This window comes from Rhodococcus sp. IEGM 1366, from assembly GCF_033142425.1.
GTDB classification, from domain to species: Bacteria; Actinomycetota; Actinomycetes; order Mycobacteriales; family Mycobacteriaceae; genus Rhodococcus_F; species Rhodococcus_F globerula.
Window position 1 is genome coordinate 996968 of the sequence record NZ_JAWLRZ010000001.1, and the last position, 14741, is coordinate 1011708.

General features: G+C 62.4%; 14 protein-coding genes and 2 tRNA genes. 7 read left to right on the forward strand and 9 right to left on the reverse strand.

All coding sequences use genetic code 11. The annotated features are described in order from the left end of the window. Nucleotides 1–30 precede the first annotated feature (30 nt). Nucleotides 31–1713 carry a bifunctional metallophosphatase/5'-nucleotidase gene (locus R4P64_RS04770; RefSeq protein WP_287161138.1) on the reverse strand — a complete coding sequence of 561 codons (1683 nt, stop codon included), beginning with the start codon at nucleotides 1711–1713 and terminating at the stop codon, nucleotides 31–33. A gap of 100 nt (nucleotides 1714–1813) precedes the next feature. Beyond that, entirely contained in the window at nucleotides 1814–2890 is a 1077-nt protein-coding gene (gene hisC, locus R4P64_RS04775) for a histidinol-phosphate transaminase (protein ID WP_287161139.1), read from the reverse strand. A gap of 62 nt (nucleotides 2891–2952) precedes the next feature. Between hisC and R4P64_RS04780 the strand changes: the two genes are divergently transcribed. The 3 genes from R4P64_RS04780 (at nucleotide 2953) to R4P64_RS04790 (ending at nucleotide 4012) form a co-directional block, all read left to right on the forward strand. Further along, nucleotides 2953–3669: a dienelactone hydrolase family protein gene (locus tag R4P64_RS04780; RefSeq protein ID WP_033235114.1), complete on the forward strand. Its 717-nt coding sequence runs from the start codon at nucleotides 2953–2955 to the stop codon at nucleotides 3667–3669. A 96-nt stretch (nucleotides 3670–3765) separates the two neighbouring features. Continuing rightward, a tRNA-Ser gene (locus tag R4P64_RS04785) sits at nucleotides 3766–3857 on the forward strand. An 82-nt stretch (nucleotides 3858–3939) separates the two neighbouring features. Next, nucleotides 3940–4012 (forward strand) — tRNA-Arg (locus R4P64_RS04790). A gap of 132 nt (nucleotides 4013–4144) precedes the next feature. Here R4P64_RS04790 and R4P64_RS04795 read toward each other — a convergent pair. Continuing rightward, nucleotides 4145–5374, reverse strand: a complete 1230-nt coding sequence (locus R4P64_RS04795; RefSeq protein ID WP_084702600.1) for a metal-dependent hydrolase family protein — start codon at nucleotides 5372–5374, stop codon at nucleotides 4145–4147. 239 nt (nucleotides 5375–5613) lie between these two features. Here R4P64_RS04795 and R4P64_RS04800 point away from each other — a divergent pair, with 239 nt between their 5' ends. The 3 genes from R4P64_RS04800 to R4P64_RS04810 all read left to right on the forward strand — a co-directional run bounded on the left by R4P64_RS04800 (nucleotide 5614) and on the right by R4P64_RS04810 (nucleotide 8429). Beyond that, complete coding sequence (locus R4P64_RS04800; protein ID WP_317819526.1) at nucleotides 5614–6447, forward strand: MurR/RpiR family transcriptional regulator; 834 nt, start codon at nucleotides 5614–5616, stop codon at nucleotides 6445–6447. Nucleotides 6448–6532: 85 nt separating this feature from the next. Further along, nucleotides 6533–7174: a dihydrofolate reductase family protein gene (locus R4P64_RS04805; protein WP_317819527.1), complete on the forward strand. Its 642-nt coding sequence runs from the start codon at nucleotides 6533–6535 to the stop codon at nucleotides 7172–7174. 67 nt (nucleotides 7175–7241) lie between these two features. Then, nucleotides 7242–8429, forward strand: a complete 1188-nt coding sequence (locus R4P64_RS04810) for a cation:proton antiporter (RefSeq protein WP_317819528.1) — start codon at nucleotides 7242–7244, stop codon at nucleotides 8427–8429. Here the strand turns inward: R4P64_RS04810 and R4P64_RS04815 are convergent. From R4P64_RS04815 to R4P64_RS04835, 5 genes are read right to left on the reverse strand one after another with little or no spacing between them, the layout of a single operon-like run. After that, nucleotides 8426–9664, reverse strand: coding sequence for an alpha/beta hydrolase family protein (locus R4P64_RS04815; protein ID WP_317819530.1), 1239 nt, complete (start codon nucleotides 9662–9664; stop codon nucleotides 8426–8428). The two genes, R4P64_RS04810 and R4P64_RS04815, sit on opposite strands and share 4 nt — an antisense overlap. 29 nt (nucleotides 9665–9693) lie before the next feature. Then, on the reverse strand, nucleotides 9694–10389 hold the full coding sequence (locus tag R4P64_RS04820) for a DUF998 domain-containing protein (protein ID WP_317819531.1): 696 nt from the start codon (nucleotides 10387–10389) through the stop codon (nucleotides 9694–9696). Between the two features lie 10 nt (nucleotides 10390–10399). After that, entirely contained in the window at nucleotides 10400–10804 is a 405-nt protein-coding gene (locus R4P64_RS04825; protein ID WP_092805926.1) for a very short patch repair endonuclease, read from the reverse strand. A 20-nt stretch (nucleotides 10805–10824) separates the two neighbouring features. Then, entirely contained in the window at nucleotides 10825–11703 is an 879-nt protein-coding gene (locus R4P64_RS04830) for a hypothetical protein (RefSeq protein ID WP_317819534.1), read from the reverse strand. A 13-nt stretch (nucleotides 11704–11716) separates the two neighbouring features. After that, complete coding sequence (locus tag R4P64_RS04835) at nucleotides 11717–12862, reverse strand: DNA cytosine methyltransferase (RefSeq protein ID WP_172936952.1); 1146 nt, start codon at nucleotides 12860–12862, stop codon at nucleotides 11717–11719. 248 nt (nucleotides 12863–13110) lie between these two features. Here R4P64_RS04835 and R4P64_RS04840 point away from each other — a divergent pair, with 248 nt between their 5' ends. Beyond that, entirely contained in the window at nucleotides 13111–13698 is a 588-nt protein-coding gene (locus R4P64_RS04840) for a putative glycolipid-binding domain-containing protein (protein WP_072782699.1), read from the forward strand. Between the two features lie 24 nt (nucleotides 13699–13722). Here the strand turns inward: R4P64_RS04840 and R4P64_RS04845 are convergent, their stop codons facing one another. Next, a complete protein-coding gene (locus R4P64_RS04845; protein WP_317542231.1) occupies nucleotides 13723–14694 on the reverse strand; it encodes a prephenate dehydrogenase in 972 nt (323 codons plus the stop codon). Nucleotides 14695–14741: the final 47 nt, after the last annotated feature.

Below are 14741 nucleotides of genomic sequence, written 5' to 3' on the forward strand. Positions count from 1 at the left end.
AGACTAGGCAATCGGCTCGCTGATGCCTATTCAGCCGACCGTGCGGATGCGATCGGTGGCCGGCGGCGCAACTGGTGAGCCGGAGGTGAACAGGGCAACCAGGGCGTCGAGGTCGTTGCCCGCCCCGGTTGTTTCGATGGCGCTGCGCAGGGCTGTGAACCCGTCGCCGCCTTCGGCGAGGAACTTGTTGACCGCAACACGATAAACCGTGTCCGGGTTGATGTTTTCGCCGTTCAGGCGCATTTCCGAGACGCGTGACCCGGCGGGGGCCTTGCGGTCGAGTGTGTAGGTGAAACCAGCAGACGGGGCGAGGATTCGTTCGAACGGCAAGTATTCCGGCGAAGATTGGAACTGCTGTTCCAGCGCGTCTTTCAGCGCCGCACCTGTGATGGACAGCACCTCGAGGCTGTTGCCGAACGGTTGCACCGCATGGGCCTGGCGGTACGTCACGGTTCCGGTGTCGAGGTCTTCGCGGATTCCGCCCGGATTGGTCAGAGCGATTTGGGCTCCCCGCGCGGTGCCAGCCGCCAATTGAGCGTCGGCGATCAGGTTGCCGATGGCGGATTCTCCGCTGGGCGATTGGTCGCGAGTCAGGTCGGCGGTGATTGTGCCGACGGGACGTTGTGCCACTTCGGCAGCCGCATTCCATGCTTGATCGGCAAGCGCTGCCGTGTCGGGGTCCGGCGAAATATCGTGTGTCACTATCTGATTGAACGACGATGTCTGATCGCGCAGGACGTCCCGAGTGGTGCGGTCGATCACGACATCCGCGACGGAGACGATGCGACCGTGCGACGCGCCCTGCATCACCACGCGGGGATTTCCGGCGGGATCGGGGTATTCGCAGTTGTACTGCTGATGACTGTCCGCGGTAAAGATGACGTCGACTTTCGGCGATGCTCGCAACGCGATGTCGCGAGCGGGACCGGATGTGACGTTGCAGTCGTTTGGCCCACCCGCAATGTCCGGTTCGTCGCCGCGGTGCAACAGCACGGTGATGGCTTTGACGCCGAAGAAGTCGAGAACGTCCGCGGTGCGATCGATTGCTTCGACCTCGTCGCCGAATTTCAGGGTCGAAACGCCGTCCGGTGCCACGATCTGAGCTGTGTTACTTGCCGCAATCGCGATCACGCCGAGGGGAACGCCGTCCACGATGTCGACCGTGAAGGGCAGCGTTGCCGGTGTGCCGTCGGTGTACGTCATGTTGGCCGCCATCAGCGGAAAATTGGCTCCGCCGAACGTGGGACTGAAGGTGCAGGCGTTCTCCGCGGAGCACCCACCCGATTCCATCCGACGGAATTCCGCGAGGCCGTCGTCGAGTTCGTGATTGCCGATCGCCGACGCATTGATCTGCATGCGGTTGAGGAGTTCGACTGTCGGTTCGTCGTTGAACATCGACGATTCCAGCGCAGACGATCCCCAGTTGTCACCCACGGAGTAGAGCAACGAATTCGACGCTTGGTTTCGCAGTTGGGACACGTACGCGGCGAGGTATGCGGCGCCGCCCGCGGGGGTGTACGAACCGTCGGCCTGCATGATTTGGCTGCGTTCGCCTTCTGGTGGCAGCAGACTGCCGTGGAGATCGTTGAACGCGAGCAACCGGACCGAGACGGTATCGGGGCTCTGGGCGCTAGCCACGCCAGTCACACTCAGGGAGGTTGCGAGGAGAGAAGTCGCGAGCACAGCACAAGCGCGTGTGATGCCTCGCGTCATACTTCGTGCTCCTTCCTCCGGACCGGTTTCGAACCTTCCTGAGTGTGCCTGGCCGCGAGAACGAATTCTAGGGCTGGGCGTAACAGTTATGTATCAAGTGTCACGCGCTGACGCCGATTCCCGCCAAGCGCTTGGCTTCGTCGGTCAAGGCAAATGCGAGGAAGGCATCGTTCTCGTCCGGATCGCCGATGGTCATGCGGACGCCCTCGGTGCCGTACTGGCGGATCAGGATGCCGGATTCGGTACTTGCATCGGCGTAGCCGGGAGAGAGTTCGCGGAGCGGCAGGTAGACAAAATTCGCCGACGATTCGGGGACGGTGTAGCCGGCCTCGATCAGTGCGGTGCGAACGCGAGTCCGCTCCGCGATGACGGCGTCGGTGCGGGCGAGGAGTTCGTCGGCTGCGGCCAGCGACGCGATGGCGGCGGTCTGCGCGAGCGCGCTCACCGAGAACGGTGTGTGGACCTTGCCGAGCGCGACGATGATCTCGGGATGGGCCACCGCGTAACCCACCCGGATGCCGGCCAAGCCGTACGCCTTCGAGAACGTGCGCAGTACAACCACATTCGGGCGATTGCGAAACAGTTCGATGCCGTCCGCATCGGATCGGGAGTACTCGTAGTACGCCTCGTCGAGAGCGACGACGACACTCGACGGGACGGCGTTCAGGAAGCTTTCGAGTTCCGCTTTCGACAGTGCATTGCCGGTCGGGTTGTTGGGGTTGCAGATGAAGATCAGGCGCGTGCGGTCCGTGATCGCGGCGAGCATCGCGTCGAGGTCGTGCCCGAAATCCTCGGCCAGCGGGACCTTCACCGACACTGCGTGGCCAACCTGAGTCACCACCGGGTAGGCCTCGAAGGAGCGCCACGCGTAGATGACCTCGTCGCCCGGATCGCATGTGACCTGTACCAACTCTTGGCACAGCGTCACAGAGCCGCAACCAGCAGCGACGTTGGCCGGTTCGACATTCAAGAATGACGCAAGCGTCTCGATCAATGCCACCGCGCCGTTGTCGGGGTAACGATTCGCGTGTCCGACAGCTTCGGCCACGGCATCACGGACGCTGGGCAGCGGGCCAAGTGTCGTTTCGTTGCTCGCGAGTTTGATCGCACCCGGAAAATTGCGTCCGGGAACGTAGGCGGGGATCGAAGCGAGGTCGGGGCGAATGTGTGGGGTCACAGTCCGATTATGCGCGCTCTGATTCGGTGCGCTCGAGCCGTCCACGTGTCAGAGTAGGAAGCATGTCGGGAATGTTCCGAGATGCCGCGAATCTGCGGGTGGCCGACGGCGGCGTCGCCACTGTGCCACTGACCGTGGTGGAACCCGACGGCCCGACCCGTGGCGCGATCGTCGTATTGCACGAGGCGAGGCAATTCAGCAAAGCGCTCCTCGAGTTGATGGCTGCCCTTGCCGTCGACGGCTGGCTGACCGTCGCCCCGCATCTTTTTCACCGTGAACCCGAGGTAATCCAGGGCGATGTTTTTGGTGACAACCTCTTTGCCGACGTCGACGCGACCCTCGATTGGCTCACGGGCCGCGATGTCCCGGCCGACACCATCGGCGTCCTCGGTTTCGACGCGGCAGGCACCGCGGCGATGCTCGTCGCAACCAGTCGTCCCGTCGGTGCGGCTGTGAGTGTCGCCGCCCGTGGGATCGTCGAAGCGCTGTCTGTCGACGCGCAGGCATTGCTCGACGCCGCGGTGTCCTTGCAAGCCCCGTGGCTCGCCCTCTACGGGGAGGACGATCCCGACACTCCACCCGAGCACGTCAACAGACTGAGGGAGGCGACGGCAAAAGCCGACGTGGCGACCCTGGTGGTGAGCTACGCAGGATTGCAGCATCGAGCGGACGAACCACCACAAGTCCCCGAAGGCCGGGACGACGACGACCCCTGTGCAGCCGCGATCATCGACGCCCGCACCCGGATCTTCGACTGGTTCGACGGCAACCTGCGATAACGCCATGAATCAGGGCTCTGACCACTCGTTTTGCCATTGGTGGTGAGAAGTGTGTAATCTTTCGTCCCGGCGGTCCGAAAGGATCGGAACCCCCAGGGAGGCGTGCCAGAGCGGCCGAATGGGACTCACTGCTAATGAGTTGTCCCTTTTACGAGGGACCGGAGGTTCAAATCCTCTCGCCTCCGCCACGCCGGTGATTTTGACCGGCGGGTAAGAAATGATAGAAAGTACGACGGCAAGACACGCAAGACCAGCAACACAACAGAACATGCGCCCGTAGCTCAACGGATAGAGCACTTGACTACGGATCAAGAGGTTAGGGGTTCGAATCCCTTCGGGCGCACAACAGAAAGCCCCTCACCAGCAGAGATGCCGGTGCGGGGCTTTCTTGTATTTCTGCACATGCACACGGATGCATCCGATTGGCCTGATGTCTATTGGCGACGTAGGCCTCCACATCCCGCTGTTATGTCCATCACTTAGCGATGTCGGTGACGTCACCGCCGTGGATCACGTGACGCAAGTACCGCTCCGGCGTGGTGAGGACAGTGAGGTCCTGCTCCGGGTCCCCGTCCAACACGAGGAGGTCCGCGTGAGCGCCCGGCGCGAGGGTGCCGATCTCTCCTTCCATGCCGAGCAAGCGCGCAGCAGTGCTGGTGGCGCTGCGTATCACGTCGAGGATCGGCTGAACGCGCGCACGGATCGTGAACTCTTCGAGTTGACGCGTTTGCAGATGCCCGAGCAAGTCGGTGCCGTAGACCAGATTCACTCCTGCCCTGTGGGCCTGTTCAAGCGCGCCGACGGCCGCTGTCCGAACCTCGTCGAGCTTCTTCAGTGATCCTGCGGACAGGCCGGATGCAGCACCGGCCTCGTACATCGCCTCGTACGTGATGATTGTCGGGACCAAGAAGGCGTCGTTCTCGACGAGCAGGCGGATCGACTCGTCGTCGATGAGGTTGCCGTGCTCGACGCATCGCACGCCAGCCCTCAGCGCCTGATTCACCGAGCGCGGGTGGTAGGCATGCACCGTGACGTACCGATTGTGGTTCTCAGCCTCGATGACAGCCGCACGTATCTCTTCCTGTGTGTACTGGACCGCTGAGATCTCGTCAGTCGGGGATGCGACCCCACCGGAGACGACAAGCTTCAGGTGATGCGCGCCCTTGCGGAACTCGTCGCGGGCCGCGTGGCGAACGGCATCAACGCCGTCCGCGATCCGTCCGAAGTCGGGTTTCAGCTGACAGCAGGGCACAGAGGTGTCATTGAGAGAGCGGAAGTCTCCGTGGCCACCGGTCTGCGATAGTGCTTTACCGCCGAAGATCAGTCGCGGCCCTGGGACCAAGCCCTCTTGCAAAGCACGGGCCATTCCATGGTCGGCGCCACCGACATCACGCACGGTGGTGAAACCACGTCGGAGCATGTCGCCCGCCGAGCGCAGCGCTCTCACAGTCGCATAACCCGGCGTCCATCCAGCAATTTCGGCGGTATTTGTCGTCGTCACCAGGATATGGACGTGGGCGTCGACCAAGCCGGGCATGACGGTGCCCCCACCTGCATCGATGATTCGAATGTCGCCGGGCGAAGCGGGGGGCCGCCCCACCCCGCTGTCGACGATCCGCCCGTCGGCGATGTCGATCCAGGCATTCTTCTGCCGCTCGCCAGTCGAGGGTTCGAGCGTGTGGGCGTTAATTACCCGAGTGTGCATGGTCTCTCCTTGAAAGCGACTGATTGTTGTCCGTGGGCTGCGTGAATGCTCGCGTCGAGGCTGGGATGCGCGCAACATTAGATGCATAGTCGTGATTTATGCAACACTTTGTTCATGCGAAGTTTCCCCAAGGAGGCCTGAGATTGCGGTGATAGCGTGACTGCGACCAGTGACGTGTTTCAGGTCGTCAGCGACGCTTGATGCCATGTATTAGATCCAGTGAAAAGAGGCGCTCCGAGGTGACGGTTGGGACGATGCTCGCGCAACGAGCAGAGCGCGCGAACCTCGGAGCTCAGGCCGATCGGGTCATACAAGTTCTTGCACAGATGCCGCAGTTCGCCTCGTATGCATCTGGCCGCGAAGTCGCCGAGCGCGCTGGAGTGAATGTCTCCACTGTTGTGCGGACCGCCCAGCAACTCCAGTTCGAGGGGTGGAGCGATCTTCGTCAAGCGCTCAGAGCCGAATATCTCGACTCACTCGTGACAACAAATCCCGAGCGCCCCGAATCAACGGAGGCGGCGGCGCAAATGCTGAGGCAGGATGTGGCAAACCTCGCCGCCGTCTCGTCCGCGGCCAACGTCACTGCCATCAAGAGCATTGCCGACGCGATGAAAGCGGCCCGTCGAATCGTGTTGATCACCAGTGGATCCGGGGCAGGACCCGCACAGGTACTCAGTCACCTGGCGTCCGTCTACGGATACGACATCCGCCTCTCGGCCGGCTCCGCAACGTCGCAGGCGATACACGTGTCACACCTGGACGAACGCGACTGTGTCATTGTCATCAATGTTTGGCGCCTCACCAGTACATTGCGTGGATTAACCCGTCTTGCACGCGAAAGGGGCGCGACTATCGCCGTTCTCACCGACCTGCACTCGTCACCCCTGAACACATTCGCCGATCACGTCGTGATCACCCCGATCGAGGGTATCTACGTGACTCCGTCGCTGACAGCCATGGTCGCTGTCGTCCAGGCCATCCTCGCCGAGCTCGAAAGCTCCGATGCTCGTTTTTCGGCCGGACGCATCGAGCAGGCTTGGGACACGCTCGGTCTCATGGACGATCAGGCTTGATGCATAGTCCCGCCGCCGATGAGTTTCACCTCTACGCCGAGTCTTAATTCCCGTATTGCCATCATCGAGAGTGTGGGAGCGCACAGTGAATCAGCTACTACGGGTCCAGAACTTCACCATCTCCAATGACGGAGTCGCCGCGGGTGAGAACCAGAGTTTCGAGAGCCCGTTCGGGTTCGACCATCGCGATATGTTTGCGTGGGCCGGAGCCACGGCCAGCTGGCCGAATCGAACCGACCCCGGTGGAAGTCGAGGGCTCGACGATTACTTCTCTCGCGACTTCGCCCAGAATATCGGCGCCGAAATCATGGGCCGCAACAAATTCGGATTCCAGCGTGGACCCTGGAAAGACCTCGAGTGGCAGGGATGGTGGGGCGACGAGCCGCCATTTCACACGCCCGTGTTTGTCATGACCCACCACCCAAAACCGTCGTTCACCCTTTCCGACACGACTTTTCATTTTGTCGACGCAGACCCGACGACCGCGCTCGAGCAGGCCCGCGAGGCCGCACAGGGTAAGGACGTTCGGCTCGGCGGTGGGGTGACCACAATCAGGGAGTTTCTCGACGCGGATCTCGTCGACACCATGCACGTCGCGGTTTCTCCGGTCGAGCTCGGTTCCGGGCTCCGTCTCTGGGAGTCGCCGGACGAGCTGCGTGACCGTTTCAATCTCGAGATCGTGCCAAGCCCGAGTGGGATGACCCACCACCTGTTCTGGCGAAAATAACTCAGAGCGGTAACGCGCCGCTGATGTAATCGCAGGCATATCTGTCGTAAATGCCCGATAATGATCCGTGCCCTCAATTGCCTCGTCGCTGTTCTGGATTGCGCTGATCGCTGCGCTCGCGCCCTTTGTCGCGGGCCTGTTCCCGCGGCGCCTGGTACCGGAAGTTGTGCTGCTGTTGGTCGCCGGCGCGGTTGTCGGGCCATTTGCGCTCAACTTGGCGGCAGAGAGTGAGGCCATCGGGATCCTTCGGGAACTGGGCCTCGGCATGCTGTTCTTGCTCGCCGGCTACGAGATCGACCGCAAGGAACTGAGCGGCGCTGGTGGCCGGCGAGCGCTGTACACGTGGCTGTTCTGCCTCGCTTTGGCATTTGCGATTGTCGCGCTCTTGGGGGCGCAGGGTGTGATCTCCGCTGAAGCGGCGGTCGCGATTGCGATGACGTCGACCGCGTTGGGCACCTTGTTGCCGATTCTCAAGGACAACAAAATCCTCGACACCAGGCTTGGCCGGACGGTCCTCAATCACGGCGCTGTCGGCGAACTCGGCCCCGTTGTTGCGATGGCCGTATTGCTCGGTGCGCGTGGCGCTGTCCTGTCGCTGGTGGTCCTCGCGGCATTCGCGCTGATCGCGGTGATTCTTGCGGTGCTGCCGACCAAGCTGATCTCGCACGGATCGTGGACGCACACACTTGTCCGTTCCGGCGCGGACACCACAGCTCAGACCACGGTTCGCCTGACGATCTTGTTGCTGGTCGGGCTGGGTGCACTCTCGGCCGTATTCTCGCTGGACGTTGTTCTCGGCGCCTTTGCGGCCGGTTTCATCCTGCGACGCCTGATGCCCGACGGCAACGAGCGGTTGGAGATCAAGCTCGACGGTATTGCTTTCGGATTCCTCATTCCGATCTTCTTCATCACTTCCGGAATGGCAATCGACGTGTCGGCGGTCGCGGAGAATCCCACCGTCCTGCTGGCGTTCCTTGTTCTCATCATCGTGGTTCGCGGTGTGCCGGTGTTTTTCACGACCAAGTTCGAGAAGGTCGAACCGCCTTTCAGTACCAGGGAGAGTGCACAGGTCGCGCTGTACGGGGCTACCGGGTTGCCGATGATCGTTGCCGTCACCGGTGCTGCTGTCAGTGCCGGTCAGATGTCGTCGTCCAATGCGTCGATTCTGGTGGCGGCCGGCGCAATTACCGTTCTGCTGCTCCCGATGTGTGCGACGCTGCTGAACCGTACGGAGAAGGTCGGTTCAGTCGTCTAGAGCCCCAACTGCTCGTCGAGCCAGTCGAACATGCGTTGGTCTGTGAGGCGCCTTGCCATCGGTTGGCAGTGGAAACTCGCGCCTTCGGCGGCCGTGAACGGAACCAGAGTGGTGGGCCCGCCGGACAGCGAAGCGAGGCGTTGCGATTGCCCCGGCCAGAACTGTTCGTGTTCGGGATCGGTGATCAGCAGGGGAGTGGTGATCGAGCCCGCAACATGTTCGAGGCGGTATTTCCGTACCTCGGCCAGAGTGTTGTAGTAGCCGTCAGTTAAGTATGGCCGCGCTCGGAACCGCCAGATGCGGGCCGTTTCCTTCGACGCTCGCAACCCCATCGCCATGTCCCGGTCGAAGGCCTCCGACTTGCCTTCTTCCAGCAAGTTCTGCATGCCGCGCGGGATGTGAACGAGCCACGACGCGGATACGTCGACCACGCCGGGGTCGGCGATTGCGGCGGCGATCCGATGCTCGAACGCCAGTGACTGTGGCACCCAATAGCCGCCCTGACTGATGCCGCACATCGCCAACTTCGACGCGTCGACGTCGGGTCGGTCGATCAGGAAGTCGACGACAGGGGTGATGACAGCTTCCCAGTCATGGCGGAACGGAATATTGTTCTCGAACAGCATGGACTGCTGACCCGGTCCGTCGAACATCAACACGTTGTAGCCGCGTTCGAGCGCTCCGGCGCCGCCGTTGACCCACATCGAACTGATGGGGCCGTCGCTGCCGTTCACCATGATGAGCGTCGGGCGTCGTACATCTCCGGGTGGACGGAAGAAGTACCCGGGCATCGTGGTGTCCTCGTACGGAATCCGCACGCGCTCCACGGAGTGCGAGGTGGTGTCGACAAAACCGTCCCACGCGCTGCGGTGATGCCGGAACGTGGGAACCAGAACCGAATCGTCGGTCAGTCCGTCGACGGCATTGACGGCAACAGCGAAGTACGACGCTGCCCGCAGGTACGCACTCGACGCGCTGCGCGGATGTCCGGCGCGCGCGGATTCCTCGGCTTCTTCGAAGATCCGCGATCCGAGGTCGAACCACGCGACGTACCAGCCCTCGTGGTCTTTGTCGCCGACTTCGGCGATGGCAGCAAGAACTTCGCCGGTATCGGAGGCGCCGTACGTTGCCTGCCCGAGGAGGACTCGCAGTTCGTAGTCGAACGACTCGTTGCGATAAAACCCCGTGGTGAACGCCTGATGTGGGTGGGAGAAGAACGTCGACGCGAGTGACATGGGCACACCCTTCGGTAGGTCCGTGTATGTCAGGATCGCCCGAAATCGTTGTTCAAAAACCTTTCCTGTCGCCGCAATACCGCACAACCCAGGGTGCACAGCCACAAAGACATTCCCAAAACCTGTGCACGTTGGGCGATTCCCAAGCCCAGATTACCGCCGCCGGCCAGTTCTATGCCGTTAGTTGTCAACATCCACACCGTCGCAAGGGAAGTCACGATCAAAAGGCCCAATCCGACGGTGCGCAACAGCGGATGCTCGCGATAACGGAAGGCCCCGACGGTGAACGTGATCATCGCGGTGAAGATCGCAAAGACCGCTACGCTGCTGGTCAAAGCATGAACGTGATGTAGTTGCGGCAGTAGTCCGCCGGGCTCGCTCGCCGCGCAATCCGGGCCGGAGCAGTCCAGCGGAAACGACGCGTCCGCAATCGTGGCAACGCCGAACACAGCCAGTGCAATCCAGCCCGCCACATAGAATTTGCGTCGCTCCGTAACCAGTAGCCCGAGCGTCGCTGACACCAACATCAAAACGGCGGAGATAACGTCGGCGTTACCGAACACGTCGCGGTACTTCTGATTTGCCGCGTCGAGTTCACTGAGGAACGACGTCACCGGATCAAGTCCGGTGTCGAGGAAGAACTCCAGAACCCACGACGAGTACACGATTCCACCGAGAATCAACGCACCCGCCAGAACTACTCGCGCTCCACCAAGTCCGCTCACCTCACGAAGCTTACGGAGACAGAAGAGTGTTCCGGACGCGTTCGGCCGCCGTCGACGGATCTTCGTGCTCCCAGATGCGGATGACGGTCCAGCCCTGTTCGGCGAGGCGTGCATCGGTGTCCCGGTCTCGCAGCACGTTGGCGGCCAACTTGTCCGCCCACCACTGCGCATTGTTCTTGGGGTATGTCGCGTGGAGCGGGCAACAGTGCCAGAAGCAGCCGTCGACGAACACCGCCACCTTCCGCCGCGGAAACACCAAATCGGCCCGTCTACGAACACCTTTGACGGGAGCCCGATCGACGAAGTACCGCAGTCCACTCCGATGAAGTTCGCGCCGGATCGCGATCTCGGGTTTGGTGTCGCGTCGACGCTGTGCGCTCATTCGAGCGCTGGTTGTCGGATCCGTCGCGGGCACTGTCTTCACTTTCGTGGGGTTCAGCTGTCGGAGTCGTCGCCGTCGTCCGGGTCTGACCAGGTGGGGGCAAACCTGTTGCGACGTTCCACTTCACCGTGCACGATGGTGACAAAATCGTCAAACGAGAGTGTTTGACTCTCGGTGGGACGGCCGTTGCGGGGAGGCGGCTCGTCGACGTCGAAAAAGCGTACGCCGCCATCGGTTTCGTACAATCCGATGAACACTTTTTCGAAGAGGTCGTAGCGCGTGTCCTCGGCGCCCAGATCAACCCACGCCTTACCCGGAACGCCGACAACCGCACGTTTGCCGCGGCCGGAACGCTTCGACAGCGTCGTGACGTGGTGGGCGAACGAGGATTTGCCGGTGTCGCTGGTCTTGGTGGGGTCGCCGTCGTCGCACGTGGCGTACGGCTCGAACATGACGGCTACCAGAACGCTGTAGGGCTGTCGCTGATGCAGAACCATTGCCTCGCCACGCAATTCGTGATCATTGCGGACGATGTTCTTGGTCCAGCGGCCGAGCTTTCCGCTGCGGGGACTGTAGTCCTGGAAGTTGTACGTCTTGATCGATACGCACAGGATCAAGCCGAGTGTGGGGTCGAGTGCCTTGACATCCAAGCGCTTTCGGCCCTTCGCGACATCGACCGTCGCTTCCTGACCTTCGCCCGTAGCGGTGGGGGTGATGTTGGGGTACAGCGGGCGCAAGGCGTCGGCAACCGTTTGGGCGAGTTGATTGGAAAGCCGCTGCGCGTAGTTCTTCTTCTCGCCGCGATCGGCGTCTGCCGCAGGTTTGTCGCCCGCGAGTCGCAATGCGTCCCACAGTGGTTCGTGCTGGGGTTCCGGAAACAGCGTCTCCGGAAACAGGGCCTCCGGCTCGGGAAACAGTGAACCCTCGTTCATGCCACTGCCCCGTTCATGCCACTGCCTCGGGATATCCGCCCATCCGTTCGAGATGGCTTTCTACGTCCTCGATGAATCCGGGAATGAAGCGAAGGTTGCCCATGCGTGCGCGTTTGAGGAAGCCGGCAGTGGCCCGAGCGGACAGCAACCGAGTGTCTTCGAGGAATCCGCTCAGATCCTCGTAGTCGTGTTGAACGGGCCACGTCGAGGTATGGACGCGGAACGCTTGGCGGTTACGGCCCCACGCGGCGCTCGGCCAGGCGTCGCCAGGTTCGAGGGGTGTCTCGTACTCCGCGTCGTATTCGATGGGGTCGACCAGACGGCTACCCACCCACGACGCCATTCGCACGCTCACGGCATTGCCGACGAGCTTCCAGCGATGGCTGTGGCGTAGGCCGGGAACGTCGACGGCCGGCAGTGTCCAGTCGGGATCAAAACCCTGTAGACGTTCGGCGTCGACCAGGCCTGGCGTGACGATCTCACCCGAAGGTAAGCGGACGGCCGGCTGGCTGGGGATTCCGACGGACGAACCGCCCTTGAGCGTCGGTACGGCGTTGACGGCCCAACCGAGTCCGCGGGTGCCCTCGGTCCAGTAGAAGCCGCACGGGAAATCGGCAGGGTCGCCGCCGAGTCGCTCACCGGCATCTTGTCCGAAGAGGATTTCGCGGGGATCTTCGGTGCGCGATGCCAGCATGATGACGCGCTGGCGGCGCTGCGGGAGGCCGAATGCCCGGGCGTCGACAACGCGGTACGCCCACGTGTAACCGAGGTCTTCGAGAGCGTCGGTGATGTGCCGCATGGCTGCGCCCTTGCCTAGCTGCAGCATGAATGGCACGTTTTCGATGACCAGCCACCGTGGACCCTTTTTGCGCTTGACCAGTCGAAATACTTCGTCGACGAGGCCCGAGCGGGCGCCGGTAATGCCCGCAGTCTTACCGGCCTGCGAGAGGTCCTGGCAGGGGAAACCGGCAGCAACCAAGTCGATATCGGCCGGGAGCGCGCGCAGTTTCGTGACGTCGCCGTGCAAAGGGACGTCCGAGAACCGGGAACGGAGAACTGCCTGGGCGCCTGGGTCGATTTCACACAGCAGTTCGGTGTTCCACCCGTGCTCCGACAGACCCAACTCGAGCCCACCGATACCGGCAAACAACCCCACCATGCTTTGCGACGACGTCACAGCACCCTTCCTCACGAACCGACTTGTAAGCACGTTACTCGAGAAGTCCGACAGCTTTTGCCACAACTTTTCGCGCACCGGCATTCCGCACGTATCGGTGGACGAATCGGGCTGTGAATCGCCTTACACACACAGTCCCAGGTCACCGACGCCGCGGAAAAGGTCCCTGATCGCGGTAATAATCACCAGCCAGCAGTGCTCTCGAGGGCATCGTCCATTACCGTGGTCGGGTGAGCATCCAACCTTCCGATAGCGCATCCTGGCCTGCGGTATTGACCTGGCAGGCGCACAACGCTCCTCGCATGGAGTCGGTACGCGTGCAGTTGAGCGGAAATCGCATCAAGGCGTCAGGCCGGATCATCGGTGGCGCGTGTAGCGAACATCCCGCATTCAGCGCCTCATATGACCTGGTCACAGACGAGGCGGGTATCACGCGCAGGTTGTCGGTGCGTACCGCCCTCGCTGCGGGTGAGCGTCAGATGTCGATCAGCCGAGACGAAGAAGGAACCTGGATGGTGGAGAACGGCGCCAACCACCAGCGCTCGTCCTTCTCCGGCGCGCTCGACGTCGACGTGATCCTCAGCCCGTTCTTCAACACCCTTCCCATCAGGCGTTTCGGGCTGCAGAACGACACCCAAGATGTCGAGGTTCCGGTTGTGTACGTCAACCTGCTGGATCTGCGGGTCGAAGCCGCAACCATCACGTACAGCAGCGGTACCGACGGCATCAGCGTGATGTCACCCGTATCGAGTGCAACGGTGACCGTCGACCACGAAGGATTCATCCTCGATTACCCAGGACTGGCCGGCCGGATCTGACACTCGGGATCTGACAGCGGGGATCTACCTGCGTCGCCGGATCACGCCGCCACGGCGGCCGGCGTCGCGCATCCGGTTGATCCAGTCGGATTCTCCGACGCGCACATCGGTGATGTCCCAACGCTCATGCGATTCGTAGGCTCCTCGCGCGGCGAACCCGGCATCGACGATTTCCGCTGTCGAACCGTGCGCGTGCAGTTCGCTTCGCGCCCTCTGCAGTAGAGCAAGAGCCTCGTCCAGTGCGACCAGCAGTGCATCGCGGTTGCCCTCGCACATCGCCCGCACCAGTCCCGGCGCACTGCCGGCCACACGGGTGCCGTCACGGAACGAACCTGCGGCCAGCCCGAGTGCGAGTTCACCACCGGCGGCGCCGGTGATCGCCAACGATTCGGCGAGCAGGTGCGGCAGATGAGAAATCCGGGCCACAGCCCGGTCATGTTCGAGAGATTCGGCCGGAACGACGACGGAACCGCAGTCCAGAGCGAGGTCCGCGACCTGCGTCCACACATCTGCGTCGACGCCGTCGTCGGTGGCCACGACCCACACGGCGTCGATGAACAGGTCTGCGTCGCCAACCGCCCAGCCAGACGCGGAGGTTCCGGTCATGGGATGGCCGCCGACAAAGCGGGCACTCAGGCCACGACGCTCGACGGCTGCCTTCACCTCGCCCTTCACGCTCACGACGTCGGTGACCGGATTGTTCGGGGCATGTGCGGCAATGGCTTCGAGGGTGGCGTCGACGGCCGGCATGGGCACGGCGATCACGATGATTGCGCCGGTCTCCTGAGCTTTCCGAAGAGTGGCAGCAAGATCGGTGTTGGCTTCGAAACCGTCGGCGCGCGCTGCGTCGGCCGACTCGCTCGAACGGTTGTAACCCCACACCTCGCGACCGGCGCGGGCAGCGGCGCGCAACAGCGAACCGCCGATCAAACCGAGGCCGAGGACGCAGACGGGAGGGGCAGAATCGGTCGCAGACACCCGTTCAGGTTGGCATATCCGGGCGCGGACTTCACTCACGGGCACTAGCCGGGCTACCGTTGCGC

Excerpts from the sequence above, each read along its gene's own strand:
- R4P64_RS04770 (WP_287161138.1), bottom strand. The coding sequence starts at position 1,713 with ATGACGCGAGGCATCACACGCGCTTGTGCTGTGCTCGCGACTTCTCTC.
- R4P64_RS04780 (WP_033235114.1), top strand. The coding sequence starts at position 2,953 with ATGTCGGGAATGTTCCGAGATGCCGCGAATCTGCGGGTGGCCGACGGC.
- R4P64_RS04795 (WP_084702600.1), bottom strand. The coding sequence starts at position 5,374 with ATGCACACTCGGGTAATTAACGCCCACACGCTCGAACCCTCGACTGGC.
- R4P64_RS04815 (WP_317819530.1), bottom strand. The coding sequence starts at position 9,664 with ATGTCACTCGCGTCGACGTTCTTCTCCCACCCACATCAGGCGTTCACC.
- R4P64_RS04830 (WP_317819534.1), bottom strand. The coding sequence starts at position 11,703 with ATGAACGAGGGTTCACTGTTTCCCGAGCCGGAGGCCCTGTTTCCGGAG.
- R4P64_RS04835 (WP_172936952.1), bottom strand. The coding sequence starts at position 12,862 with ATGGTGGGGTTGTTTGCCGGTATCGGTGGGCTCGAGTTGGGTCTGTCG.